Annotated in this window: 22 protein-coding genes and 1 pseudogene; 6 read left to right on the forward strand and 17 right to left on the reverse strand. The window is 69.0% G+C overall.

Features of this window, described 5'->3' with window-relative positions:
• From ACPCUW_RS09110 to ACPCUW_RS09120, 3 genes are all read right to left on the reverse strand, one after another.
• Nucleotides 1–2,007 (reverse strand): aconitate hydratase, encoded by a 2,007-nt coding sequence (locus tag ACPCUW_RS09110; protein WP_423424304.1) that lies wholly within the window; start codon nt 2,005–2,007, stop codon nt 1–3.
• A gap of 204 nt (nt 2,008–2,211) precedes the next feature.
• Entirely contained in the window at nt 2,212–2,961 is a 750-nt protein-coding gene (locus ACPCUW_RS09115) for a VOC family protein (protein WP_423424305.1), read from the reverse strand.
• Nucleotides 2,962–2,987: 26 nt separating this feature from the next.
• Nucleotides 2,988–3,833, reverse strand: coding sequence for a crotonase/enoyl-CoA hydratase family protein (locus ACPCUW_RS09120; protein ID WP_063015585.1), 846 nt, complete (start codon nt 3,831–3,833; stop codon nt 2,988–2,990).
• A gap of 244 nt (nt 3,834–4,077) precedes the next feature.
• On the opposite strand from ACPCUW_RS09120, the gene ACPCUW_RS09125 reads away from it, so the two are divergent.
• Nucleotides 4,078–7,509: a protein kinase domain-containing protein gene (locus ACPCUW_RS09125; protein WP_423424306.1), complete on the forward strand. Its 3,432-nt coding sequence runs from the start codon at nt 4,078–4,080 to the stop codon at nt 7,507–7,509.
• A 12-nt stretch (nt 7,510–7,521) separates the two neighbouring features.
• On the opposite strand, the gene ACPCUW_RS09130 is transcribed toward ACPCUW_RS09125, so the two are convergent.
• On the reverse strand, nt 7,522–8,280 hold the full coding sequence (locus tag ACPCUW_RS09130) for a DUF72 domain-containing protein (protein WP_063015584.1): 759 nt from the start codon (nt 8,278–8,280) through the stop codon (nt 7,522–7,524).
• A gap of 128 nt (nt 8,281–8,408) precedes the next feature.
• Here ACPCUW_RS09130 and ACPCUW_RS09135 point away from each other — a divergent pair, with 128 nt between their 5' ends.
• Together ACPCUW_RS09135 and ACPCUW_RS09140 are read left to right on the forward strand one after the other, a co-directional pair.
• Complete coding sequence (locus ACPCUW_RS09135; protein ID WP_396929566.1) at nt 8,409–9,233, forward strand: acyl-CoA thioesterase; 825 nt, start codon at nt 8,409–8,411, stop codon at nt 9,231–9,233.
• 39 nt (nt 9,234–9,272) lie between these two features.
• Nucleotides 9,273–10,718, forward strand: coding sequence for a lipase maturation factor family protein (locus ACPCUW_RS09140; RefSeq protein ID WP_423424307.1), 1,446 nt, complete (start codon nt 9,273–9,275; stop codon nt 10,716–10,718).
• A 17-nt stretch (nt 10,719–10,735) separates the two neighbouring features.
• On the opposite strand, the gene ACPCUW_RS09145 is transcribed toward ACPCUW_RS09140, so the two are convergent.
• The 7 genes from ACPCUW_RS09145 to ACPCUW_RS09175 all read right to left on the reverse strand — a co-directional run bounded on the left by ACPCUW_RS09145 (nt 10,736) and on the right by ACPCUW_RS09175 (nt 16,583).
• Complete coding sequence (locus ACPCUW_RS09145) at nt 10,736–11,860, reverse strand: bifunctional 2-methylcitrate synthase/citrate synthase (RefSeq protein ID WP_423424308.1); 1,125 nt, start codon at nt 11,858–11,860, stop codon at nt 10,736–10,738.
• Nucleotides 11,860–12,774 (reverse strand): methylisocitrate lyase, encoded by a 915-nt coding sequence (gene prpB / locus ACPCUW_RS09150; RefSeq protein WP_063015538.1) that lies wholly within the window; start codon nt 12,772–12,774, stop codon nt 11,860–11,862. The genes ACPCUW_RS09145 and prpB overlap by 1 nt, the downstream gene beginning before the upstream one ends.
• On the reverse strand, nt 12,771–14,276 hold the full coding sequence (gene prpD, locus ACPCUW_RS09155) for a 2-methylcitrate dehydratase PrpD (protein ID WP_423424309.1): 1,506 nt from the start codon (nt 14,274–14,276) through the stop codon (nt 12,771–12,773). The genes prpB and prpD overlap by 4 nt, the downstream gene beginning before the upstream one ends.
• A gap of 152 nt (nt 14,277–14,428) precedes the next feature.
• Entirely contained in the window at nt 14,429–14,893 is a 465-nt protein-coding gene (locus tag ACPCUW_RS09160; protein WP_423424310.1) for a CinA family protein, read from the reverse strand.
• Between the two features lie 34 nt (nt 14,894–14,927).
• Entirely contained in the window at nt 14,928–15,089 is a 162-nt protein-coding gene (locus ACPCUW_RS09165) for a hypothetical protein (protein ID WP_156055505.1), read from the reverse strand.
• Nucleotides 15,090–15,130: 41 nt separating this feature from the next.
• Complete coding sequence (locus tag ACPCUW_RS09170; protein ID WP_030513798.1) at nt 15,131–15,376, reverse strand: CsbD family protein; 246 nt, start codon at nt 15,374–15,376, stop codon at nt 15,131–15,133.
• Nucleotides 15,377–15,446: 70 nt separating this feature from the next.
• A complete protein-coding gene (locus ACPCUW_RS09175) occupies nt 15,447–16,583 on the reverse strand; it encodes an amidohydrolase family protein (protein WP_423424311.1) in 1,137 nt (378 codons plus the stop codon).
• A gap of 933 nt (nt 16,584–17,516) precedes the next feature.
• On the opposite strand from ACPCUW_RS09175, the gene ACPCUW_RS09180 reads away from it, so the two are divergent.
• The gene (locus tag ACPCUW_RS09180; protein WP_064901270.1) at nt 17,517–18,146 is read left to right on the forward strand and encodes a hypothetical protein; all 630 of its coding nucleotides are present in this window, start codon (nt 17,517–17,519) and stop codon (nt 18,144–18,146) included.
• A gap of 20 nt (nt 18,147–18,166) precedes the next feature.
• Here ACPCUW_RS09180 and ACPCUW_RS09185 read toward each other — a convergent pair whose 3' ends face one another.
• From ACPCUW_RS09185 to ACPCUW_RS09200, 4 genes are all read right to left on the reverse strand, one after another.
• On the reverse strand, nt 18,167–18,595 hold the full coding sequence (locus ACPCUW_RS09185) for a hypothetical protein (RefSeq protein ID WP_423424312.1): 429 nt from the start codon (nt 18,593–18,595) through the stop codon (nt 18,167–18,169).
• A gap of 83 nt (nt 18,596–18,678) precedes the next feature.
• The gene (locus ACPCUW_RS09190) at nt 18,679–19,527 is read right to left on the reverse strand and encodes an alpha/beta hydrolase (protein ID WP_423424313.1); all 849 of its coding nucleotides are present in this window, start codon (nt 19,525–19,527) and stop codon (nt 18,679–18,681) included.
• The gene (locus ACPCUW_RS09195; protein WP_423424314.1) at nt 19,524–20,117 is read right to left on the reverse strand and encodes a TetR/AcrR family transcriptional regulator; all 594 of its coding nucleotides are present in this window, start codon (nt 20,115–20,117) and stop codon (nt 19,524–19,526) included. The genes ACPCUW_RS09190 and ACPCUW_RS09195 overlap by 4 nt, the downstream gene beginning before the upstream one ends.
• Before the next feature lie 128 nt (nt 20,118–20,245).
• Nucleotides 20,246–21,091 carry a helix-turn-helix transcriptional regulator gene (locus ACPCUW_RS09200; protein WP_393529870.1) on the reverse strand — a complete coding sequence of 282 codons (846 nt, stop codon included), beginning with the start codon at nt 21,089–21,091 and terminating at the stop codon, nt 20,246–20,248.
• Between the two features lie 103 nt (nt 21,092–21,194).
• On the opposite strand from ACPCUW_RS09200, the gene ACPCUW_RS09205 reads away from it, so the two are divergent.
• Nucleotides 21,195–22,127 carry an SDR family NAD(P)-dependent oxidoreductase gene (locus ACPCUW_RS09205; RefSeq protein ID WP_423424315.1) on the forward strand — a complete coding sequence of 311 codons (933 nt, stop codon included), beginning with the start codon at nt 21,195–21,197 and terminating at the stop codon, nt 22,125–22,127.
• Nucleotides 22,128–22,243: 116 nt separating this feature from the next.
• Nucleotides 22,244–23,122, forward strand: a complete 879-nt coding sequence (locus ACPCUW_RS09210) for an SAM-dependent methyltransferase (RefSeq protein WP_423424316.1) — start codon at nt 22,244–22,246, stop codon at nt 23,120–23,122.
• 360 nt (nt 23,123–23,482) lie between these two features.
• On the opposite strand, the pseudogene ACPCUW_RS09215 reads toward ACPCUW_RS09210, so the two are convergent.
• Nucleotides 23,483–24,028: pseudogene (locus ACPCUW_RS09215) on the reverse strand (glycosyltransferase family 39 protein); the annotation flags it as partial.
• Nucleotides 24,029–24,124: 96 nt separating this feature from the next.
• Nucleotides 24,125–24,607 (reverse strand): hypothetical protein, encoded by a 483-nt coding sequence (locus ACPCUW_RS09220; RefSeq protein WP_064908529.1) that lies wholly within the window; start codon nt 24,605–24,607, stop codon nt 24,125–24,127.
• Nucleotides 24,608–24,616: the final 9 nt, after the last annotated feature.

Genomic DNA, 24,616 nt, shown 5'->3' on the forward strand with positions numbered 1-24,616 from the left:
TCATGGGGTCGACATCTCCCGCGCCGCCTGTGCGGCCGCCAGCCGCGGAATGATGCCGCCGGCCAGGACCGTTTCCACCTGCCGGTCCGAAAGCCGGTGCCGCAGCGGGATATCCACATTCGCGGTGACATCGTGGGCGGTGATCGCGGAACCGGCGGTGAGTGCCGAACGCAGCCCCTCGATGCGCAGCACGTCGCCCACTCCGATGCGGTCGTAATCGGCGGGATCGGCGAATTCGAGCGCGACGATGCCGAAATTCGCCAGATTCTGCCAGTGGATGCGCGCATACGATTTCGCGATCACCGCCCGCAACCCGAGATACCTCGGCGCGATCGCGGCGTGTTCCCGGGACGAGCCCTGCCCGTAGTTGTCGCCGCCCACGATGACATGCCCGGTGGTGGCGGAGATATCGGCCGCATGCCGCGGATAGTGCGGATCGATGCGGGTGAAAGCGAATTCGGCGAGTTTCGGAATATTCGAGCGGAACGGCAGCGCCCGCGCTCCGGCCGGGGAGATGTCGTCGGTGGAGATGTTGTCGCCGACCACGAGCAGTACCGGCGCCTCGATCACGTCGGGCAGCGGATCGAAATCCGGCAGCGCGGAGATGTTGGGGCCCTTCACCAATTCCACCGTGCGCGCCTGCGCCACCGGCAGCGGCGGCACCAGCATCGCGGTGTTGACCGACGCCTGTGCGGGCAGATTCAGCACCGGATAGTCGAGGCCCAGCTCGTCGGCGAGATCGCGCGGATCGGTGATCACACCGGTCAGCGCCGATGCGGCGGCGGTCTCCGGAGAGCACAACCACACCGCGTCCTCATCGGTGCCCGAGCGTCCCGGAAAGTTGCGCGGCATGGTGCGCAACGAATTGCGGCCCACGGCCGGCGCCTGCCCCATGCCGATGCACCCCATACATCCGGACTGATGGATGCGCGCCCCGGCGCGGATCAGCTCGAAGGTGGCGCCCATCTTGGTCAGGTCCTCGAAGATCTCGCGCGAGGACGGGTTGACGTCGAAGCTGACGTCGCTGTGGGTCTGGCGGCCGGAGACGATGGCGGCGGCCATCGCGAAATCACGCAGCCCGGGGTTGGCCGAGGATCCGATCACCACCTGTGCCACCGGCTCGCCGGCGACCTCGCGCACCGGCACCACATCCCCGGGGGAGGACGGCCTGGCGATCAGCGGCTCGATCGTGGACAGGTCGATGTGCTCGTCGACGTCGTAGGTCGCGCCCTCGTCGGCCCGCAGTTCGGTGAAGTCGCCGGCGCGGTCCTCGGCGCGCAGGAAGTCGCGCACCGCGTCGTCGGCGGGAAAGACCGTGGTGGTGGCGCCGAGTTCGGCGCCCATATTCGCGATCACGTGCCGGTCCATCGCCGTGAGGGTCGCCAGACCGGGGCCGTGATATTCCACGATCCGGTTCAGCCCGCCCTTGACACCGTGGCGGCGCAACATTTCCAGGATCACGTCCTTGGCCGAACACCAGGGCGGCAGCTCACCGGTCAGTTCGACGCCCCAGATCTGCGGCATGGTGATGTAGAGCGGCTCACCGGCCATGGCGAGCGCGACCTCGAGACCGCCGACGCCGATCGCGAGCATGCCCAGCGATCCGCCGGCCGGCGTATGGGAATCCGAGCCGACCATCGTCGCGCCGGGTCTGCCGAAACGCTGCATATGGGTGGGATGCGAAACCCCGTTGCCCGGCTTCGAGAACCACAGCCCGTAGCGGCGGCAGGCCGACAGCAGAAATTCGTGATCCTGGGCGTTCTTGTCGTCGGTCTGCAACAGATTGTGGTCGACGTACTGGGCGCTGAGCTCGGTGCGCACCCGGTCGAGGCCGAGTGCCTCGAGTTCCTGCATCACCAGGGTGCCGGTGGCGTCCTGGGTGAGGGTCTGGTCGATACGCAGCGCGATCTCCTCCCCCGGACGCATTCGCCCCGACACCAGGTGGGAGCCGATCAATTTCTGCGCGACGTTGCGGGGGCCGTCCCCGCGGATCTCCTGATCGGTCATCTGCCCTCCTCTGCGCCGGTACTGGCGGGATCGCCGGATTCGGGCGCGGTCGTTGGTGCGATGTCCCTTCCAGGATGCGCCGATCCCCGCCGGCTCGCCGCCATTTCCTCGCCCGCCCCGAAACCCGGCGCGCCCGTGGAGCGCGGTGACCGCGATGCCCCGACGCCGGCGAGCGGTGCGCGGGAACGTCCTGCAGCAATCCGTTCAGCCGCGCCCGCGCCGGAACACCTTGCCGGTCAACGGGTCTCGTTCGGTGAGGCAGTACACCCCGCCCACCGGGTCGTTCATCACCAGCCACTGCGCGCCGCGCCGCACGCGCCGGGCGCCGAGGAATTCGTGCCAGGCCGCCACCGCCTCGGCATCGGCGCAGGCGATATCGATATGGGCGCCCGGCTCCCGGTCGGCGTCCAAGCGCTGCAGCAGGATTCGGATCGGCAATCGCGCCGGCACGAGCAGCCGGGCGAACTCGGACCGGCCGGTGCGCTGCACGGGCCAGCCGGTGAGCGCGGACCAGAAGGCGGCCTCGCCGTCGTAGCCCGACGGCGGAATGTCGAAACAGAGCTGATCGACGCGGCTGAGGGTGCCGTCCGGCCCGGCCACCGGCGCCGGGATATGCCGCCCGTCACCGGTGGTCAGGCAGAACGGCAGGCCGTGCGGTGAACGCACGAGCGACCAGGTGTCGTGATCGGCCACCAGGGTCGCGCCGAGATCGCGCGCCGCGCGGCGGGCCCGGTCGAGATCGACGACATCGATGTCGAGATGGGCGCCCCCGTCCCCGCCGACCGCCTGCGCCGCCTGGTAGGCGTCGCCGGTCGCCGGGTCGAGGGTCGCGAACTCGGCGTGTTCACCCTGGCGAGCCGACAACCGGGTGCCGGTGACCGCCGACCAGAAGGCGAACGCCTCGTCGAAACGTGCGGCGGGCCGGTCGATGTACATCCAGCTCCAGCGAATCATGCGCTCCTCCAGGCTCGTCGGACGGATCAGGCGGGACGGAAGGGCGGGGTCGCGAGCTCACCGGCGAACACATCGGGCAGATCACGCTCGACGCTGTCGGGGAACTGCGCGGGCCGCTTCTCGAGGAACGCCGAGACGCCCTCGCGGGCATCGGCACTGGCACCGCGCTGGTTGATACCGCGAGATTCGACGCGATGCGAGATCATCGGATGTTCGGCGCCGAGGCCGCGCCACAGCATCTGCCGCGACAGCGCCACCGACACCGGCGCCGAATGCTCGGTGAGCCGTCGCGCCAGTGCCCGGGCCTGGTCCAGCAGATCGGCAACCGGATGCAGAGCGTAGAACAGACCCGCGTCCAAGGCCTCGTCGGCCTCGACCAGCCGGCCGGAGTACACCCAGTCCAACGCGGTCTGCATGGGCACCAGGCGGGGCAGGAACCAGCTCGAACAGGATTCCGGCACGATGCCGCGCCGATTGAAGACGAATCCGATCCGCGCGGTGTCGGCGGCGAGCCGGAAGTCCGCGGCCAGGGTCATCGTGATGCCCACGCCGACGGCGGGTCCGTTGACCGCGGCGATGATCGGCTTCTGCGATTCGAACATCCGCAGCGCCACCTCACCACCGCCGTCACGGAAGGTGTCGGTCGCCTCGGCGGCGAAGGTTTCGGCTCCGGCCGACAGATCCGCACCCGCGCAGAACGCGCGTCCCGCCCCGGTCACGATGATCGCGCGCACCCGGTCGTCGCGGTCGAAGTCGTCGAAGGCGGCGATCAGTTCCTCGCCCATCGCGGTGGTGAAGGCGTTGAGCTGTTGCGGGCGATCGAGCGTGATCGTGGCGATGGAGTCGGAGATTTCCCAGCGGATGTCGGCCATATCGGACAGCATGCCAGCAGCCCCCGGGCGGTGACCATCCCCGTCACCGGGCCCCGCCCGGCACCGCGCGCGAATCCCGTTGCGCCGCCTGCCCCTTCGACGCGCGCGCCGCACGGCCCGAACAGCGCCTGCCGACCGCGCGGGCGAGCGGTCTCGGCCACCGGCATCCGCGCAGGCCGAGCCTATACTTGACATGCCAGCGCGACGGGCTCCGCGACAAGCAGTACAGACGGAAACGGTTCCGATGGCCGACAAGGATTCCATGGCGACCCAGCGCGACCGCTCCCTGGTGATCGACGACGGTCTGCGAGCGGCCGGGTTCGCCGATGCCCACATCATCGGACGGGGCGGATTCGGCGTGGTGTATCGCTGCCGCGAACTCGCACTGGGCCGCATCGTCGCGGTGAAGGTGCTCAGCGCCGCAGCCGATTTCGGCGACGAGAGTGTCGAACGATTCCTCCGCGAGCAGCGGGCCATGGGCGGGCTGCCGGAACATCCCAATATCGTCGCGATCCTGCAGGTCGGCACGACCGGCGACGGACGGCCCTATCTGGTGATGCCGTATCACCCGAGGGGCTCGCTGGAACAGCGGATCCAGCACGGCGGGCCGCTGGATATCACGACCGCGCTGCGCATTTCGGTGAAGCTGTCCGGTGCGCTGGAGACCGTGCACCGGGCGGGGATCCTGCATCGAGACATCAAGCCGGGCAACGTTCTTCTCACCGACTACGGCGAACCACAGTTGACCGATTTCGGCATCGCCCGGGTGGAGGGCGGCTTCCGCACCACCACCGGAGTGGTCACGGCGTCACCGGCGTTCACCGCTCCCGAGGTCCTGCGCGACGGCACCCCGTCGGTCGCCTCCGACATCTACAGTCTGGGCGCCACGCTGTTCTGCATGCTCACCGGCCACGCCGCCTACCAGCGCCGCTCCGGTGAACGACTGGTCGCCCAGTTCCTGCGCATCACCGAGGAACCGATTCCCGACCTGCGCCCCGGCGGCATCCCCGACGACATCTGCGAACTCATCGAGGAGAGTATGGCCGCCGACCCGGGCGGGCGCCCGGTCTCCGCGATGGAATTCGGTGAGCGAGCCCAGCAGCTGCAACGTCACCGCGGACTGCGCGTGGACGAGATGGCGATCCCGACACCGGAGATTCCGGCGGCCGAACCCGCGCCCGCCGATCGCGTCGGAGAACCGACCCGACTCGGCCTGCTTCCCCCGGCCGACCTGGTGACGACACCGCCGACCGCCGAAACCAAATTCCATCCCGCGCTCTCCCCCCGCCCGCTGGTGCGCCGTCCCCGCCTGCTGGACTCGATGGATCCCGAGCGCTGGCCGCGCCTGATCGTCGTGCACGCGCCTGCCGGTTTCGGCAAGAGCACGCTCGCCGCGCAGTGGGCGCAGCGGATGGTGAATCGCGGGGTCGCCGCATGCTGGCTCAACATCGACGACGACGACAACAACGCGGTCTGGTTCCTGCTGCATCTGATCGAAGCCGTCGGCCGGGCGCGACCCGCCCTGACCACCGAACTGCTGCGCGTGGTCGAGGAACACGGCAACGATGTGATGCGCTACGTGCTGACCACGCTGATCAACCGCATCCACGCCGACGGCGAGCGGCTCGTGATGATCATCGAGGACTGGCATCGCGTCACCGATGCCGATACCACCGCCGCGCTGCGTTTCCTGCTCGACAACGCCTGCCACCATCTGCAACTGCTGATCACCAGCCGCGAGATGATCGGACTACCGCTCTCGGCCATCCGGGTGCGCGACGAGCTGATCGAAATCGACTCCGCCGCCCTGCGTTTCGACGAGTCCGAGACGGCGGACTTCCTGACCCGGGTGGGCGGGCTCGCACTGGAGGACGCCGATATCGACCGGCTGCGGACCGGCACCGACGGCTGGGTCGCCGGGCTGCAACTGGCGTCGATCTCGCTGCGCGGCCGCGCGGACCCCGGTTCCGCGATCGCCACCATGTCCGGACGGCACCAGGCGATCAGCGAATATCTGACCGACAACGTGCTCGACGCACTCGAGCCCGGATTGCTGACCGCACTGCTGGAAACCGCTGTCACCGAGAAGATCTGCGGACCGCTCGCCGCGGCGCTGACCGGACGGCCGCAGGGACGGGCGCTGCTCGAGGACATCGAGCGCCGGGACCTATTCCTGCGCCGCCTCGACGACGACGGCGAATGGTTCCGCTATCACACGTTGTTCTCCGATTTCCTGCGGCAGCGGCTGGAGCGCGACCATCCCGAACGCGTGCCACGGCTGCACCGTCGCGCCGCCGAATGGTTCGCCGCCAACGACATGCTCAGCGAGGCGATCGACCATGCGATGGCAGCCGGGGAACCCGAGCGGGCGGTGGCGCTGGTCTCCGCCCACGCTCGCGAACTCGTGCAGCATTCGCATCTGGCCACCTTGGCGGCACTGGCGGCGAAACTGCCCGTCACCGACGCGGCGGCCGACCCGACCCTGCAGATCGCGCTGGCCTGGGCGGCGGTGTTGTTGCGCCGGTCGAGCCGCATGCACACCGCACTGCAGTTGGCGCTGGCCGCCGATTCGGCGAAACAGCCTCCGGGACATCGGAAATCCGATCTGGCGGTCGAGGCGTCGATTCTGTGCGGAGTGGAGGCGGCGCTCGCCGATCACCTCGACGGCCTCGAGGACACCGTCGAGCAGAGTCGCGCCCGCGCCGATTCGCTGCCGCCGTTCGTATTGGCGGCGGCGGCCAACCTGGGCGCCTTCGCCGCGCTGCACCGATTCGACTTCGACCGTGTCCACGAATGGCACCGGTGGGGCCGGATCTATTTCCGCGACATCACCGGAGCGCTGAGCATCATGTACAGCCACTGCTTCGCGGGGATGGCGGCGCGTGAGCAACTCGCCGAGGAGGCGGCCGAGGAGCATTTCCGCACGGCGCTGTATCTGGCGCGCACCACGACCGGGGAGAGCTCCTTCACCGCCCGTCTGGCCTCGGCCGCACTCGGCGATTTCCTCTACGACCGCGGCGAGATCGCGGAGGCGCACCAGCTGCTCGACGTCGCGGTGGAATTCGGATTCGAGGGCGGCACAGTAGATTTCCTGACCGGGGTCTACGGCACCGGCGCGCGGATCGAGGCGCTGCGCGGGGATCGCGCGGCCGCGGAGCGACTGCTCGCCTCCGGCGCCGAGGTCGCCACCGCACACGCCCTCCCGCGACTGTCGGCACGGATCGAACTCGAGCGGATTCGGCTGGGGATCGGTGAAATCGTGCCCGGCGAGCCGGCCGGCGCCCGCGCAGCGGAGGACGGCGTGGCCACGACGATTCGTGAACTCACCGAGGAAGCGGCCGTCCGGTGGCTGCTGCGGGTCGATCCCGAACGGGCGCCGCACCGCGCCGATGCCCTGCGACAGTCGATCGACGCCGCCGCGCGCCCGCGCGCCGCCCTGTGCGCCACACTGTTGTCCGCGAATTGTCTCGAGACGGTGGGCCGGTCGGAGGAGGCGGAGGCGGTTCTCGCGCCGGCCCTGCGCCGCTGCGTCGAAGTGGGGCTGGTGCGCCCGCTGCTCGACGAGGGCCCGGCACTGCTCGCCGTCGTCCGGCGACTCTCCACCGGCACGGCGCGAAATACTTTGGGACAGAACGCGATAGCGCTCCCGCGGGCCGTCCTCGACCACCTCGGGTGAATCGGTGACCGGTCAGGAAGGCACGTCGGTGCGAGTCACGGTCAGTCCCGCTGCCCGCGCCAGCCCGGCGAACACCACGGCGTCGTGGACGGCCGCGCCGCCCGGATCGTTGTTGAAGTACACGTAACCGTCGGCGGGACCGAAGGTGTCCGCCAGCCGATGCGCCCATGCGGTCAGGGCGCGCCGGCCGTACCGGGGTTGCGGCCGCGCCAATCCGGAGTGCAGACGCAGATACGACCAGTCGGTGGTGCGCCACAGCGGCGTCACCGGGCGCGAGCGCGCATCCGCCCAGCACAGTGCCGCGCCGCGTTCCTCCAGTACGGTGCGGATGCGCGGTGTCCACCACGACTCGTGGCGCGGTTCGACGGCCACGCGCACGGTCGCGGGGAACTGTCGCAGACAGTCGTCGAGCAGGCCCGCGTCCGCCCGCAGGGTCGGCGGCAGTTGCACCAGGATCGGCCCCAGCCGGTCGCCCAGTCCCGCGGCGTGATCGAGGAGCCGCTGCACCGGCTCGGCCGGCTCGCGGAGGCGTTTGACGTGGGTGAGGAAGCGGCTGGCCTTCACGGCCACGACGAAATCCTCGGGTGTGCGTTCCCGCCAGGCCGCGAAGACCTCACGACTGGGCAACCGATAGAAGGCGTTGTTGCTCTCGACGGTCGCGAAGGCGGCCGCATACCGTTCCAGCCACAGCCGCTGCGGCACGCCCGGCGGGTAGAGCACTCCGCGCCAGTCGCGGTACTGCCAGCCGGAAGTCCCGACGAACAGGGTCACATCGTCCATCGAACCAGACTCGTCCCGGCTCCGCTCGGACCCGGACGGCCACCGCGCCTATGACGATCGTTATAGTCGGTGGGCCGAGGCCGCCGAGGCCGCACGCATGAGACAAGGAGTACCCGCTCGTGAATCCGACCGATATCGGCACCCACCCGTTCGATCTCGCCACCGCGCCCGCGCCCGCCGGTGCGGGCCGCTATCTGGGCCGCACCACGGCGGAGTACTCGAATATGGTCGGCCCCTTCGGCGGAGTCACCGCGGCCACCGCCTTGCGCGCGGTCCTCGACGATCCGCGGTGCGCGGCCGAACCGGTGTCGATCACCGTCAATTACGCGGGCGCCATCGCCGACGGCCCGTTCACGATCGAGAGCACGCCGGTCCGGACCAACCGCAGCACCCAGCACTGGCTGCTGACGCTGACCCAGGACGACGCGGTGACCACCACCGCGACCGTCGTCTGCGGCGCCCGGCGGCCCACCTGGTCCGATACCGAGATCGAACCGCCCGCCGCGCCGCCCGCCGAATCGGTGGCCGTGGCGCAACCGCCGGAGTTCCCGGTGTGGATGCGCAACTACGAGATGCGATTCGTCGAAGGCGGCGGGCCGATCGCGTCGGATCCGCGGGAACAGCCGACCTCCACGACCACGCTCTGGGTGCGAGACCTCCCGGCTCGTCCGGTGGACTTTCCCGCGGTGACGGCCCTGGCCGATGTCTTCATCCCGCGGGTGATGGTGCGACAGGGCCGGATGATCGCCGCCAGTACCGTCTCGCTCACCGTCTACTTCCACGCCGATGCGGCCGCTCTCGCCGCCCACGGCGACCGTCCGGTACTCGCCACCGCGCGGGGACAGCATTTCGGCGGCGGCTATTTCGATCAGTCCGCACAACTGTGGGGCGCCGACGGCAGGCCGCTGGCCACCACGCATCAGCTGGTCTACTTCAAGGACTGAACCGGCATCGCGACCGGCCGCAGCGGGTATGCCCCGAGCATGCAGTGGTTCACGGCGCCCGAGTACTGGTTCGCGCGCGAGGTGTTCCAACGCGGCCTCGCGGTCGTCTATCTGATCGCGTTCGTGGGCGCCGCGCGGCAGTTCCGGGCGCTCATCGGCGCCGGGGGCATGCTGCCGGTGCCCGCCTTCCTGGCCCGGTCGTCGTTCCGGGGATCGCCGAGCATCTTCCATCTGCACTATTCGGACCGGTTCTTCGCCGGTGTCTCCTGGGCCGGTGCGGCGCTGGCGGTGGCACTGGCGGCGGGGGCGGGCGATCAGGTGCCGCTGTGGGCGGCGATGCTGCTGTGGCTGGCGGCGTGGGTTTTGTATCTGTCGATCGTCAACGTGGGCCAGGCCTGGTATTCGTTCGGCTGGGAATCGCTGCTGCTGGAGACGGGATTTCTGGCGGTCTTTCTCGGCAACGGTCACACCGCGCCACCCATTCTCGTGCTGTGGCTGGCGCGCTGGCTGCTGTTCCGGGTGGAGTTCGGCGCGGGGTTGATCAAACTGCGCGGCGACCCCTGCTGGCGCGATCTGACCTGCCTGTACTACCACCACGAAACCCAGCCCATGCCCGGCCCGCTGAGCTGGCTGTTCCACCACCTGCCCAAACCGCTGCACCGCGTGGAGGTGGCCGCGAACCACATCGCCCAACTGGCCGTGCCGTTCGCGCTGTTCACCCCGCAGCCGATCGCGAGTGTCGCCGCGGCCGTCGTCGTGATCACCCAGCTGTGGCTGGTCGCCTCGGGCAATTTCGCCTGGCTCAACTGGTTGACGATCCTGCTGGCCTGTACCGCGATCGACGCCCGCTCGGCCGCGACCGTGCTGCCGCTACCCGCTCAGCCCGCCTTCGCGGATCCGCCGATATGGTTCGTCGCGGTGGTCTGCGCCTTCACGGCCGCGGTGGCCGTTCTCAGCTATTGGCCGATACGCAATCTGTTGTCCGGGCACCAGCGAATGAACGCCAGCTTCAATCGGTACCACCTGGTCAACACCTACGGCGCGTTCGGGCGGATCGAGCGCCGGCGATGGGAACTGGTGGTCGAGGGCACCCACGACCGGCACATCACCGAGCAAACCCGTTGGGAGGAATACGATTTCAAGGGTAAGCCCGGCGATCCGCATCGGCTGCCCCGCCAATGGGCGCCCTACCATCTGCGCCTGGACTGGCTGATGTGGTTCGCCGCCATCTCCCCGATCTACGCCCGCTCCTGGCTGGGCCCGTTCCTGCGGCGGCTGCTGATCAACGACCCGGCCACCCTGCACCTGTTGCGGCACAACCCTTTCCCGGACTTGCCGCCCGCCCATGTGCGAGTGCGCCAGTACCTCTACCGATTCAGCACCCGGGAAGAGCTGCGCCGCGACCATGTGTGGTGGCACCGCGACGCGGTCGGCGACTACGTGCCGCCCACCGCCCTCGCCTCCCCGCGGATCCGGCACGGGTGAGTCGTCCCGGACGCCGATCAGGTCAGAACGGAGCGCTGCCCGACCCCGACGTATTCGCCCAGTGGGCGGATCAACGCGTTCGAGGCGCCCTGTTCGATGATGTGCGCGGCCCAGCCGGTGATCCGGCTCATCACGAAGATCGGGGTGAAGGTCTCGATGTCGAATCCGAGCAGGTAATACGCCGGGCCGGTGGGAAAGTCGAGATTCGGCGCGATCCCGGTGGCCTCGGCCATCGTGCGTTCGAGTATCTCGTATATGCGCACCCACCGGCCGCCGTCGGTGGCAGCGGCGATATCGAGCAATGCCCGCTTCATCGTCGGCACCCGGGAATCGCCGTGCTTGTAGACCCGGTGGCCGAATCCCATCACCCTGTCCTTGTCCGCCAGCTTCTTCCGCAACCATGCTTCGGCTCGCTCGGGCTCGCCGATCTCGAGCATGTCGCGCATGACGGCCTCGTTCGCCCCGCCGTGCAGCGGCCCCTTCAGCGCGCCGATAGCGGCGGTGACCGCGCTGTAGATATCCGACTGCGTCGAGGTCACCACGCGCGCGGCGAACGTCGAGGCGTTGAAACTGTGCTCCGCGTAGAGAATCAGCGAGACTTCGAACGCTTTCACCAGCTCCGGCGCCGGCACGGTCCCGAAACACATGTTCAGGAAATTCTGCGCGTATCCCAGATGCGAATGCGGCGTGATCGGATCGAGTCCGTGCCGACGGCGATGGTCGGCGGCCACGATGGTCGGCAGCACCGCCAGCATGCGTAACGCTTTGGCGCGGTTGGCTTTCGGCGAATTGTCGTCCTCGAGCGGATCCTCGGCGCCGACGTAGCTGATCGCGGTGCGCACCACATCCATCGGATGGCAGGTGTCGGGCAATTTCGTCACCAGCGAGAGCAGCGATCGATCGGCCCGTCGCGCCGCGCGTTCCTGCTGGCAGAACCGTTCCAGCTGAGCGTCGTTCGGCAGTTCGCCGTACCACAGCAGATAGGCGACCTGTTCGAAAGTGCAGTGCGCCGTTAGATCCTGGACGGCATATCCGCGGTAGGTCAGCGAATTCGTTTCCGGCACCACCTTGGAAATCGCGGTGGTGTCGACGACGACGCCCGCCAGGCCCTTGTTGATCGCCGGAGTCGCGGACTTCGTCATCACTGGTTCCTTCCGAGAGTGAAAGTGAATATGTCGGAATCGAATTCGTTGTAGCGCTCGTATCGCAGCAGTTCGTAGAGGCGGCTGCGATGTTGCATCCGATCCAGCAGTCCCGCCTGGGTGCCGGTCTCGTGGATTTCGCGCAATCCGGTCTCGGCCGCCCACATCGCCAGGCGCAAAGTGGACACCGGATAGATCACCGCGTTGTAGCCGATCGATTCCAGGGTCCGCGCCGGCAACAGTTCGGATTTTCCGAACTCGGTCATATTGGCCAGCAGCGGAATCGACACCGCGGCCCGGAATTTCTCGAAATCGGCCGCGCCGCTCAATGCCTCGGTGAAAATCAGGTCGGCCCCGGCGTCGGCGTAGGCGCGGGCCCGTTCGATCGCCGCGTCGACGCCCTCGATCCCGGCGGCGTCGGTACGCGCGCAGATGACGAAATTCGGATCACGCCGCGCCGAGACCGCCGCACGCACGCGGCGCACCATCTCGTCGGTGGGCACTACCGCCTTGCCGTCGAGGTGGCCGCAACGCTTGGGATTCACCTGGTCTTCCAGGTGACAGCCCGCGAGGCCGGCCTCCTCGAGCAGCGCCACCGTGCGGGCGGCGTTCATCGGTTCCCCGAAGCCGGTATCGGCGTCGACGAGCACCGGCAGATCGGTCACCCGGGCCACCTGAGCGCCGCGGCTCGCGACCTCGGTCAGTGTGGTCAGCCCGATATCGGGCAGCCCCAGTTCCGCCGACACCACCGCCCCGGAGACATAGACACCTTCGAACCCGATGTCCTGAATCAGCTTGGCCACCAAGGGATTGAAGGCGCCGGGGAATCGCTGGATCGACCCCGACGCGAGTCCGGCGCGGAAAGCGACGCGTTTGTCGGCGGCGGAGGTGGCGGCGGCGAGCAATCCGGTCATCGGAACAATCCCTTCGACAGTTTCGGGGCGCGGGCGAGCACCTCGTCGGAGACCGTGAACGTCAGTTGCGGCAGTTCGTCCGCCGACAGCGAGCCCGCCCGCTGCGCGACGTCGAGGAATCGATCCTGTTCGGCCGCGTCGACGATGCCCTCGGCGAGCGTGCGGAATTTGGCGATGTACTGCTCGCGGGCGAACGGCCTCACGCCGAGCGGGTGGGCGTCGGCGACCGCGAGTTCGTCGACGATCACCTCACCGCTGGTCAGCGTGACCTCGGCGCGGGCGCCGAAGGCCTTCTCGGCGGCATCGGTGGAGTGGTAGCGGCGGGTCCATTCCGGGTCCTCGGCGGTGGAGATCTTGCGCCACAGCTCGATCGTGTCGGGCCGGCGGGCACGGTCGGGCGTGTAGGAACGCTCGTGATGCCAGGTCCCGTCCTGCAGAGCGACCGCGAAGATGTACATGACCGAGTGGTCGAGGGTCTCCCGCGACGCCTCGGGATCGAATTTCTGCGGATCGTGGGAACCGGTGCCGATCACCACGTGGGTGTGGTGGCTGGTGTGCAGCACGATCGAGGCCACCCGGCCGACGTCCCCGATGCGGTCGCGCATCCGCCGGGCCAGATCGATCGGCGCCTGGCTCTGATATTCGGCCGAATGCTCCTTGGTGTAGGAGTCGAGGATCGCTCGTTTGGGCTCGCCCGGACCCGGCAGCGGTACCGAATACTCGGCGTCGGGCCCGGCCAGCAACCGGGCGATCACCCCGTCCTCGCCCTCCCAGATGGGCGCGGGCGCACCCTCGCCGCGCATCGCCCGGTCGACGGCTTCGATCGCCATCTTGCCCGCGAAGGCCGGCGCGTAGGCCTTCCAGCTGGAGATCTCACCCTTGCGGGACTGCCGGGTCGCGGTGGTGGTGTGCAGCGCCTGACCGATGGCCTGATAGATCGTCTCGGTATCGAGGCCGAGCGCCGTACCGATTCCGGCGGCGGCCGAAGGGCCCAGATGCGCGACGTGGTCGATCTTGTGTTCGTGCAGGCACATCGCCCGCGCCAGATCGATCTGGATCTCGTAGCCGGTGGCCAGGCCGCGGATCAGATCACGGCCGCTGCGTCCGGCCTGGTGGGCGGCGGCCAGAATCGGCGGAATGTTGTCGCCCGGATGAGAATATTCGGCGGCGAGAAAGGTGTCGTGGAAGTCGAGTTCGCGCACCGCGACGCCGTTGGCCCACGCGGCCCACTCCGGGGAATACGTGCCGGGAACGCCGAATACCGGGGCACCGGGCCGATACGGGTGCGCCAGCGCCTGCGCGCGGGCGTTGGCCACCGCACGCCGGGTGATCGATGCGGCGGCGACGGCGGCGTTGTCGATGATCCGGTTGACGATCATCTCTTCGGTCTCCGGCGCCACCGCGACCGGATCCGTGGCGACCTCGGCGATGCGCCACGCCAGGTGTTCGGCCCGCGGGAACACCTCGGCGGAGCGGTGCGTGCGAACGAGGTGATTCTTCACAGTCGGGACCTTCCGGGAACGTCGGTGAATCGCATGATTCGGACGCTACTCAGGACGGGTACCCGTCGAAATACGTTGCAACTGCCTAGTTATGCGTTATCGATCCGGCGAAGTTGCGAATATTGCGGACAATGCGCTCGTCCGCGAACCGTTCACCGATCGGCGGTCAAACGGTCCAGCAGACAGCTCAGCGCGAACCGCACCGTCTGCTCGAGCACCTCTTCCGGCTCACCGTCGAATTCGGCCCGGCAGGCGGTGACGGCGGTCTCGGAGGCGGTGGCGAACCAGACCGTGCCGGGCGGTTCGCCGTCACTCGGTTCGGGCCCACCGACACCGGTGACCGCCGCCGAATAGCTCGCGCCGAGCAGCTTGCGCACGCTGGCCGCCAACGCTTCGGCCGCCGGCCGCGACACCACGGGGACATCGGGCATATCCAGGACAGTGCGTTTGACCTCCGGGCTGTAGGCGACGACCCCGCCGCGGAACCACTGTCCCGCATCCGGTGCCGCGCCGAGGGCGGAGGCGATCTTGCCCGAGGTGAGCGATTCCGCCACCGCGATCGTCGAACCGGCCGCCGCGGCCAGCTCGGCGATCCGCTCGGCGGCACCCTCGGTCATCGCCCCGCCTCCCGGGCGGCCACGGTGTCCTCCCTCATTCCGCTCCCCGTTCCGTGCCGTCGTCGCCGCTCTCGCGGTACGCCTGCAGCGCGGTGTCGAGTTCGCGTTGCAGCCGTTGCACTTCCGCCTCGTCTCCGGCATCGGACGCAGTGGTGATGTCCTGGCGAAGCTGGGCGATGACGTCGTGTGAAACCACGGGAACCTCCTCCGGCACGGAACGGGTGAACGGTCGGGAAGCTAGCTGCCCTGCTGGTGAGACCGCTGACGCGCCTCGTCGACGTTGGCCTCGGCCCGGGCCTTCTCGGCCTGAGCTTCCTTCTCGGCCGCCTCGCGCTGCGATTCGGCCTTGTCCTGCTGGGCCCGGCCCTCCGACTCGAGGTCGTTGTTGCCGGTGACGATGCCCGCCGCCTCCTTGGCCTTCCCCTTCACATCCTCGACGACGCCCTTGATTCCTTCACGCGGGCCACTGTTGTGGTCGGACACGGAGTCCCCTTCCGTCGCAATTTCCTGACATGCAACGACCTACCCAGCGCAGCGGCGCTCAATCGGACGATTACCCGCTCACGGCTCGGGCCAGGCGGGGCAACTGCCGCAGCGGGTTGTGGTGCTCGACCTCCATCCGCTGGTCGGCGTCGAAAATGTCGCCGAGACCGGGCGCCGGATCGTGGCTGCCCGACTGTGGCAGAGTCAACGCGCTGAACGGCCAATCCGAACCGAAGACGATGTGCTCACGGCCCATCACCGCGGTGGCACTCGCCATCGCGGCGGCCGAGCCGCTCAGCGCGGTGTCGACGTAGAAGGTCGAGATCTGTCGCTGGATATCGAGCACGGAGGGTTTCGGTAGGTCCTGCGGCCACAACTGCCCCAGCACGGTCTGAGAGGCCACGCTGATCCGGTGCGACAAGAACGGTACCGTGCCGCCCGCGTGGGCCAACTGGAAGCGAATGTTCGGATATCGCTGGGTGACACCGGTGACCATCATCATGGTCGCCGCGCGGGTGGTGTCGAAGGTGAACTCTTCCAGGAAATCCGGTAGCGGCAGTGTTGGTTTGGCGTCGTCGGGAATCGCCGCGGGGTGGACGAAAACGTAGGCGTTGCGCTGGTTCAGCGCGGCCATCAACGGCTCGAACCGCGGATCCCCCAGGTACACGCCGTTGTAGGCGGACAGCAGGATCACCCCGTCGAGATACAGTTCGTCGAGGGCGTAGATCGCCTCCGCGATCGAGGCGGGGATATCGGGCATCGGCAGGACCGCGAAGGCGCCGAACCGCGTCGGATTCGATCGGAACAGGCCGGCGGCATAGGTGTTGCAGTAGCGCGCCATATCGTTGGCCTCCTTCCCGCTCAGGAAGGACACACCCGGGTCGGACACCGAAAGTGCTTGTGCCTGAATGCCGTAGTAGTCCATGAAGGCCAGCGCCTGCTCCGGCGACCACTCCGGTGTCGGGTAACCGCCGATGGTGAGGTGGCCGTGTTCGATCAGGGCGGCACGGTAGTCCGGGGGCAGGAAATGTGCGTGCAGATCGATGCGGTAGGTGCCGGAGGGCGCGGGCCGCTGGTCGCGCACCGGTGCCGCCTGCGCGGCGGGCAACACCGCCGCCGCGGCCGCGGCCACGCCGAGAGTGCCGGCGACGGCCGTACCCAGTGCGCGACGACGGCTCATCGCGGAGATGAGGCGAGTGGCGTTCATGGATTCTCACTTTCCGAATCGACTCTGATCGGTCGCGGGTCGAGCGTGGGCGACTTCGCGCTCGACGCACTGCGAAAGACCCTGTCCGAGAAGCGTTCCGCGGTGTCCTTCCGAGAAAGGCCGTCAACGCCACCGGCAGGTATTGATCAAATCATCAGATAAGATCGACCGCGCTGTCAAGAGTAAATGATGAGATCATCAGAAATTGCCCACCGGCCATGGACGACCCGATGGGCATGAGAATCCGGGCTCGACACTGGGGACGACGGCGCGGGTCTCGCCTCATCCGGCCTTGCGCACGGAGGTCGATTCCGAGTCCACCCGACCGCTCGTCGTCGGCATCCTCGGCGCACGCATCGTCGCGGGCCTGCTGGCCACCGTCTGGGGCTGGCGCGGAGTGTACGCCGTGACGGCGGTCCTCCTCGTCGCGCCGGCGGGCCTGGTCCTGATGCTTCTGCCGGCCGAGGCCCGCGCGGGCCGCCCCGGCTATCGGCAGGTGCTGCGCGGCTCGCGGTCCCTGTTCGGTGACCGGCTTCTGCTCTCGCGGACTGATCGCATTCCTCCTGTTCGCCTCCCTCGGCACAAGGATCGTGGTCGCTGGGGCTGCTCGTCGCGGGCGTGGTCGTCCTCGATTTCGCCGTGCAGGCCGTGCATGTCGGCAATCAGCACCTGCTCACGGCCGCACAGGACCGGACCAGCAGCGTCATCGGCACATACATGCTCTTCTACTCCGTCGGTTCGGCGTTCGGCGCGGCCGCCACAACCGCCGCGTATTCGGCCGCCGGCTGGACCGGGTCCAGCATTGCCGGCGCCGCCTTCCGAGGCGCTCGATCACGCCCGCCACGGAGCCGGGACACGATGTGGTGCAGACGCTCCCAGAGTGATCAGGAATCGAGAAGCGACGGTCGTGCGATCGCCGATAACGTCTTCGACATGAACATCACCACTGCTCAGAGCACCATCGCATCGGTCATCCTGGAGACCCCGGACCCGGCTGCCGCCGCGGCCTTCTACGAGGCCGCGTTCGGACTCGGCGACCGGCTGCGGGTCCGCAAGTCGGACGCGGAGACCACCGGCTTCCGCGGATACATCCTCTCCCTCGTGGTGTCCCAGCCGAGCACCGTCGACAGCCTCATCAGCTCCGCGGTCGCGGCGGGCGCCACGACGGTCAAGCCGGCCAAGAAGAGTTTCTGGGGGTACGGCGGCGTCGTGCAGGCCCCCGACGGCGCGGTCTGGAAGATCGCCACCTCGGCGAAGAAGGACACCGGCCCGGCCACCCGCGAGATCGACGATTTCGTTCTGCTGCTCGGGGTCGAGAGTGTGAAGGCGACCAAACAGTTCTACGTCGAGCGCGGCTTGACCGTGGCCAAGAGCTTCGGCGGTAAGTACGCGGAGTTCGAGTCGCCGGCCGGGTCGGTCAAGCTCGCGCTCTACGGCCGCAAGGCCGCCGCCAAGGACGCGGGTGTCCCGGCGGAGGGCTCCGGGTCGCATCGCATCGCCGTCACCGGCCCCCTCGGTTCCTTCACCGATCCCGACGGATTCGTGTGGGAGGTCGAGGCCTGAGCCGGGTGGCCCGGCCGGAATCAGGCCGCCCGCAACGGAACTCGCAACGATTTGCGCAGCGACGACGGGCCGACCAGGGGAAGCAGCACGGCCAGGAGCTTCCCCTCGAGCGCCCGTGGCGTCCGGGTCAGTTCGACCTCGACACGGCTGCCCTCCGGGGCAGGTGTGGCATGGAAGACCCACCCACCACCGGCGCCGAAGAGTTTGGAATCCAGGGTGGTCACGGTCACCGTGTCGCCCGCCGGGTCCCACTCGTAGCGGGCGCGCTCCCAGGCCGCCTCCGTCCCCTCGGTGACCTCGGCCCACCCCTCGCCCTGCTCGTGCACGACGAAGTGCTCGGCATCGATCGTCGGCCACACCTGCGGCCGGGACGGGCCGAAGTCGGTGAGCACGCCCACGACCTCGGCGGGGCTCAGCGTGGAGATGAGATGAAAACGGACCGTGGTCATGGAAACTCCTCGAAACCGGTAGGGCCGCCGGCCGCGGGTTCGCGGTGCCGGACACTCATCGAGCATCGCCGCTACCGGTGCCGCTACGAATCCGTCGGATGACGCTGCGGTGACGTAATCTCCATGACCTCCATCAGCTGGTTCGCGAACTCTTCGGCCTCGGTGCGCACTGCGTTGTGTGCCCCGGGGAACTCGACCACCTCGAGTCCGAGCCGGGCCGCGATCTCGACCGCGGGCCGATAGGGCAGGCACCCGCGCGTTTCGCGGCCGACCGCGAGCACCAGACGGTCCGACACCGCGGCCAGCGCACTGTAATCCGGTGTGTACGAGGTGAATTCACGCAACTCGTGTTCGATCATGAGCGGGCCGTTGGCGGCGAGGCGGGCCCACATCTGCGCGGCACGCTCCGACAACTGCGAAACCTGCGGCGCCGGTTTCATCGCGGGACCGATGCCCGCGAGGAATCTCGCGCCGGCCGCGGCGACGCCCTCGGTGTGGAGCAGGGCATAGACCTCCTCGACCATCGCGAGGTGCCGGTCGGCGTCCGGCAGGACGGCGAAGCAGGGTGGTTCGTGCGCGACCAGTCGGCGCACCCGGTCGGGATGTCTCGCCAGCACGTCGAGTCCGACGATCGCGCCGTTGCTGGTTCCGCAGACGAACGCCGGCTCATCGGACAGATGTGCGAGCAGCCGGGCCACGTCGTCCGCCTGCACCGCCACCTGCTGATCCTCGGGCCCGTGGGCGAGCACGCTGCGCGAACAGCCGCGTGGATCCAGCGCCACGACGGTGAAACGGCGCCCGAGCACCTCGGCCATCTCGTCGAAGACGCCCGCGTCGCCGCCGCCACCGGGGATCAGCAACAGCAGCGGCCCGTCGCCGCGCAGTTCGTAGTACAGCGTGGCGCCGGGGACGGTCAGTGTGTCGGATCTCATTGCGCTACTTCCTCTTCGGTGCCGGACGGCCACTGCGACAGGGTGCGATGCAGGGCCTCGAGAATGCGGTGCCAGCTGGCGTCGATCGCCCGGGAGTGCGCGAATCCGCCCGCCGCCTCCAGGGTGGCGAAACCGTGAAATGTGCTGCGCAGCAAGCGTCCCGCGTCGGTCGACCCGGGTTCGCTCAATCCGTATCCGCGCAACAGCGCCGCGGTGAGCTCGATACCGCGCAGCAGGGCCGGCTCTCCGGCGACCTCCTCGGGATTCATGCGGATCTGCGTTGCCGCGTACCGGCCCGGATGGTCGAGGGCGTAGGAGCGGTAGGCGTCGGCGAAGGCGAACAACGCCTCGCGCCCGGAGCGCCCCGCCACCGCCGCGCCGATCCGCTCGTTCATCTCCGCCCCGGCCAGCAATCCCACCTGCACCTGCAGATCCCGCAGGTTCCGGACGTGGGTGTAGAGGCTGGGATCCTTCACCCCGAACCTGCGGGCTACCGCGGACAGGGTGACGTGGGCGAATCCGACTTCGTCGGCGAGTTCCGCTGCGGCGTGGGCGATTCGCTGCCTGGACAATCCCGCACGGGGGGACATGTACCACTCCTAAACTAATCTACTTAGGATGTAACCTAAGCATATTAGGATCGGCACGGCCACATAATTTTCGCTCCGATGTCGAGGGCGGGAACGGCGAGCACGCGAAGGCCGGCTCCGCGGGGGGCTCACGGTGCCAGCGATTGCGTGCCCAGCACGATCGCCAGGTCGAGACGGGCGGCGTCCTCGGTACCGGGCTCGGCGGTGTAGACGGAAATGCGCAGATCGTCGAGAGTCACGAGCAGGGTGTCGCAGTCGAGGGTGATCAGGCCGACCGCCGGGTGGTCGATCGTCTTCCGCCTCGACGGGTCCGGCGCAGGCGGTGGCGTCTCGGAGTTCCAGAGGTCGGTGAACGTCGAACCCGCCGCGCCGAGGTCGGTGATGAGGCGCCGCAGGGTGCGGTCGGCGGGATAGCGGGAGGCGGTCAGGCGCAGGTCGGCCACGAGCCGGGCTTCGTGCTCCGCCTGCTCCCGCTCGGAGTGCACGACCCGGGTCGGCATGCGAGTGATGTTGCGCCACACCGCATTGCGCTCCACGCCGCGCCACGAGGTGGTGTCGCCCATCAGCGCGTTGTACGGCGCGTTGGCCATCACCAGCGTCCAGCTCGCGTCGTAGACGACGACCGGCGTGTGCGACAACCGGTCGAGCAGTCGTTGCACGCTCGCGGTGATCCGCGAGGGCACGACGTCCGGGCCCGGTGCGGCATGCCCGGCCAACCGGTAGAGCAGGTCACGTTCGGCATCCGTCAGGCGCAGCGCCCGGGCCAGTGCCTCCACCACCTGCGCCGACGGCGCGGTCGCGCGTCCCTGTTCCAGGCGGGTGAGGTAGTCGGCGGAGATGCCGGCGAGCGCGGCCAGTTCCTCCCGGCGCAATCCGGCGGCCCGGCGCCGGGACCCCACCGGCACGCCGACGGCCTCGGGCGCCACTCGGTCGCGCCAGCGGCGCACCGTCCGGCCGAATTCCCACGCTTCCACGTACTCCAGTCTGCGCGAGCGCGCGCCGGCTTGTCCTGGCCCTGGCAGTCCTACGACAACCGGACGACTGCCTACGGCCCGGCCCGGTCGGCACGCTGGGGACATGACCGAAACCGGAACTGTTCTCATCACCGGCCCGACCCGCAACCTGGGCCGCGCCACCACGCTGGCGATGGCCGGCCGCCCGGTCGGACAGCGTCCCGACCTCCTTCTGGTCGGCCGCGCCGGGCCGGATCTGACCGCGATCGCCGACGAGGCCCGTGCGCGCGGCGCCGGGGTCCGCGAAATCGGTTGCGATCTGGCCGATCTCACCGATGTCCGCGCCGCCGCGACGACCGTGCGCGAACTTCTCTCCTCCGGTGCCGTGCGACCACTGCGCGCACTGATCGCCAATGCCGGCATCATGTCCGCCGACACCCGGCAAGCCACGCCCGACGGTTACGAGACGACCTTCGCCGTCAACTACCTCGCCCACGCCCAGCTCATCGGCGATCTGCTCGACGTGTTCACCGCCCCGGCGCGGATCGTTCTGCTCGGTTCGAACACCTATCACGCCAACTTCTGGCGCAGGCTGCTCCATGTCGCCGAGGCCGAATGGGCCGATCCGCTCGATCTCGCTCGCCCGGCCACCGGCGAGCGGGCGCCGGGCATGACCGCATCGGGGGTCGCGTACTCCAACGCCAAGCTGGCGATTCTGTACTACGCCCACGAACTGCAGCGCCACGCCGGCCCCGGGATCAACGTCTCGGTCTTCGAACCGGGCTGGATGCCGGGTACCGCGCTCGGCCGCGGCGCTCCCGCGCCGGTGCAAGCGATCGGCCGCGCTATCGGCCGGCTCCCCGGCGTCTCGACCCCGCAAAGCTCGGGACCGCTCCTGGCCTCGATGGCCCTCGACGAGAAGTGGGCACACCTGCGCGACGGCGCCTTCGTGGTGAAGACCGCGCTCACCGAGGTGCAGCCGGTCGCCCACGACCGTGACCGCGAGCGCCGCCTGTGGGAGGCGACCATCGAGCTGCTCGAGCGCGTGCGGACATAGGCGGCAATCCCCGCTCGATGGCGGGAAACACGTGGTGGCAGGGGTTTCATGGCGGATTCACACGGGCGCGGCGCGGGTACCTGCCGGGCCGCACCCCGGTCGGTAGGTTGGCCGTCATGCGTACCGACGAGGATTCCTGGGATATCAACACCGGTGTCGGATCCACGGCATTGTTCGTCGCGGCCGCTCGCGCCCTGGGCGGCCGCGCGGACGACGCTCCGGCTCGGGACCCGCTCGCCGAGCTGTTCGTCTCGGCCGCGGGCGGCGAGTGGGCGGATCTGATGGCGGGACGACTGCCTGAACATCCCTTGCTGACAACCGATTTCGGCATCCCGTTCCAGCAGCATCAGCTCTTCCGCACCCGCTATTTCGACGACTACCTGGAGGCCGCGGTGTCGTCGGGAATCCGGCAGGTGGTGGTGCTCGCGGCGGGCCTGGACGCACGCGCCTACCGACTGCCGTGGCTGGCGGGCTGCACAGTCTACGAACTGGACCGGCCGCGGGTACTCGAGTACAAGCGCGCGACCCTCGCGCAGGCCCGGCGCGAACCGATCGCGGATCGCCGGGAGGTGGCGGTCGATCTGCGTGGCGATTGGCCGAAAGCCCTGCGCGACAGCGGCTTCGACTCCGACCGGCCGACCGCGTGGTTGATCGAGGGGCTGCTGATCTACCTGACACCCGCCGCCCAGGACCGGCTGTTCGATACGGTCCACTCGCTCAGCGCACCCGGCAGCCGGGCCGCCGTCGAACAGATGGATCCCCTGCCCGCCGAGGCCGCCGAAGCCCTGGCAGCAGACGGAGCATCCGGCTCGGAATGGGTGAAGTTGATCTACAACGAGCCGCGCAGCGAGGCCACCGCCTGGTTCACCGACCGCGGATGGAGCGGTGAGCGCGTCTACCTTCCCGACTACATTCGCAGCCTCGGCCACACCCCGGCGGGCGCCGACGGCCGCCAGCAGTCACTGATCAATCTGGCGACCGTCACCCGGCCGTGAACCGTGTGCGGCAATCGGATTCGCCCGCCGAGCCGCTGTCGCACTCCTACCCCCGGTATCCGCTCAGGTTGTACACCGTGGCGTTGCCGATGTGCTGAGCCGGGAAGGTGGCGGTGACCCAGGCGGTGATGTCGGCATGCTGATTGCGGCCGAAACCGCCCGGGCCGCCGCTGTTCTCGGTGGTGTCCGGCTGCGGCTGCCCCGGCGTGCTTCCCGGTGTCGTCTGCTCCCGGCCCCGGCTCGTGGTCGCACCCTCGGCGCGCCCGGTCGTCCCCGGATTCCGGTCGCCGGTCGCGGCCTGCTCCCGCGCATCCGCCGGACCTTGATTGCGAGCAGGCGGGTGCGCAGCGACGTCGGCGCGGCCAGCAGCAACCACGTCGTGGAGGCGCGCTCGAGTGCCCGCACCGTGGCATAGGCGGCGGCCGTCATGAGCAGCACCATGACCGCGTCCGGATTGTCGAATCGGAACATCAACGCCGCCACCGGTGTCAGCGCCAGCGCCGCGCCCGCGAGCACCGCCGTCCAGTGGTTGTTCGTGATCCGCCGGACCGCGCCGTAGAGCAGGGCGACCGCGGCCACCGCCATCAACGCCTGCGGAACGAGCATGCTCGCGCTGGAGAAGCCGAAGATGCGACCGGACAACCCCATCACCCACTGCGAGACGGGTGGCTTGTCGACGGTGATGAAATTCGCCGGATCCAGGGAGCCGAACAGCATCGCCTCCCAGTTCTTCGATCCGGCCCAGGCGGCGCCGGCGTAGAACTGGTTGCCCATCCCGTTGACGGTGATGTTCCACAGGTACATCACCGCCGTCGCGATCAGGAGCACCGCCAGACCGGCCCGCTCGACGGCTCTGCCGCCGAATCCGGGAGCGGCGCCGGGTTTCGCGGGCTCGGGCGGTACCACGGGCGAATTCTCGAGGAGTGATGTAGTCACGGCGCCTATTCAGCCCGCGCAGCTCCACAGCTACCTGTGAGCGAGCAGTGAGGTTGCGATGAACGCCTAGCGGGCCGGCTTCTGCCCCGCGGCCGCGACCGCCCGGCGCCGGGGACGCTCACCGGGCACGAGCAGCGCGAGGACGGCGACCACCACCGCACCGCCGAACAGGTACAACCCCCACGTGCCGGTGAGCAGATGCTGGTAGTCGTCGCGCAACTGTCTGTCGAACCGCTGATCCAATCGCCAAGCCGGTACCGCGATCGCCGCGATTCCGGCCAGCACCGCCAGCCATCCCAGGACGCGCGAGCCGAACAGCCCCGCCAACAGCATCACCAGAGCGACGAGCAGCAACACCACCGTGTAGGACGCGCGCAGCTGCGTCGCCTGGGCCTGCACCCCGTCCAGCGGGATTCCGGTCGCGAAGCCGTCGCGGATATCGGCGAGCCGGATGTGGCGGGCCTGCACAACTCCGACGAACGGCCCGAACGCTCCGACCGCCATCACGACCCCACAGGCGAACAGCACCAGATGGACGACAGCGCGCATACGTCCACG

Source organism: Nocardia sp. AB354 (genome assembly GCF_049538315.1).
Classification (GTDB): domain Bacteria; phylum Actinomycetota; class Actinomycetes; order Mycobacteriales; family Mycobacteriaceae; genus Nocardia; species Nocardia nova.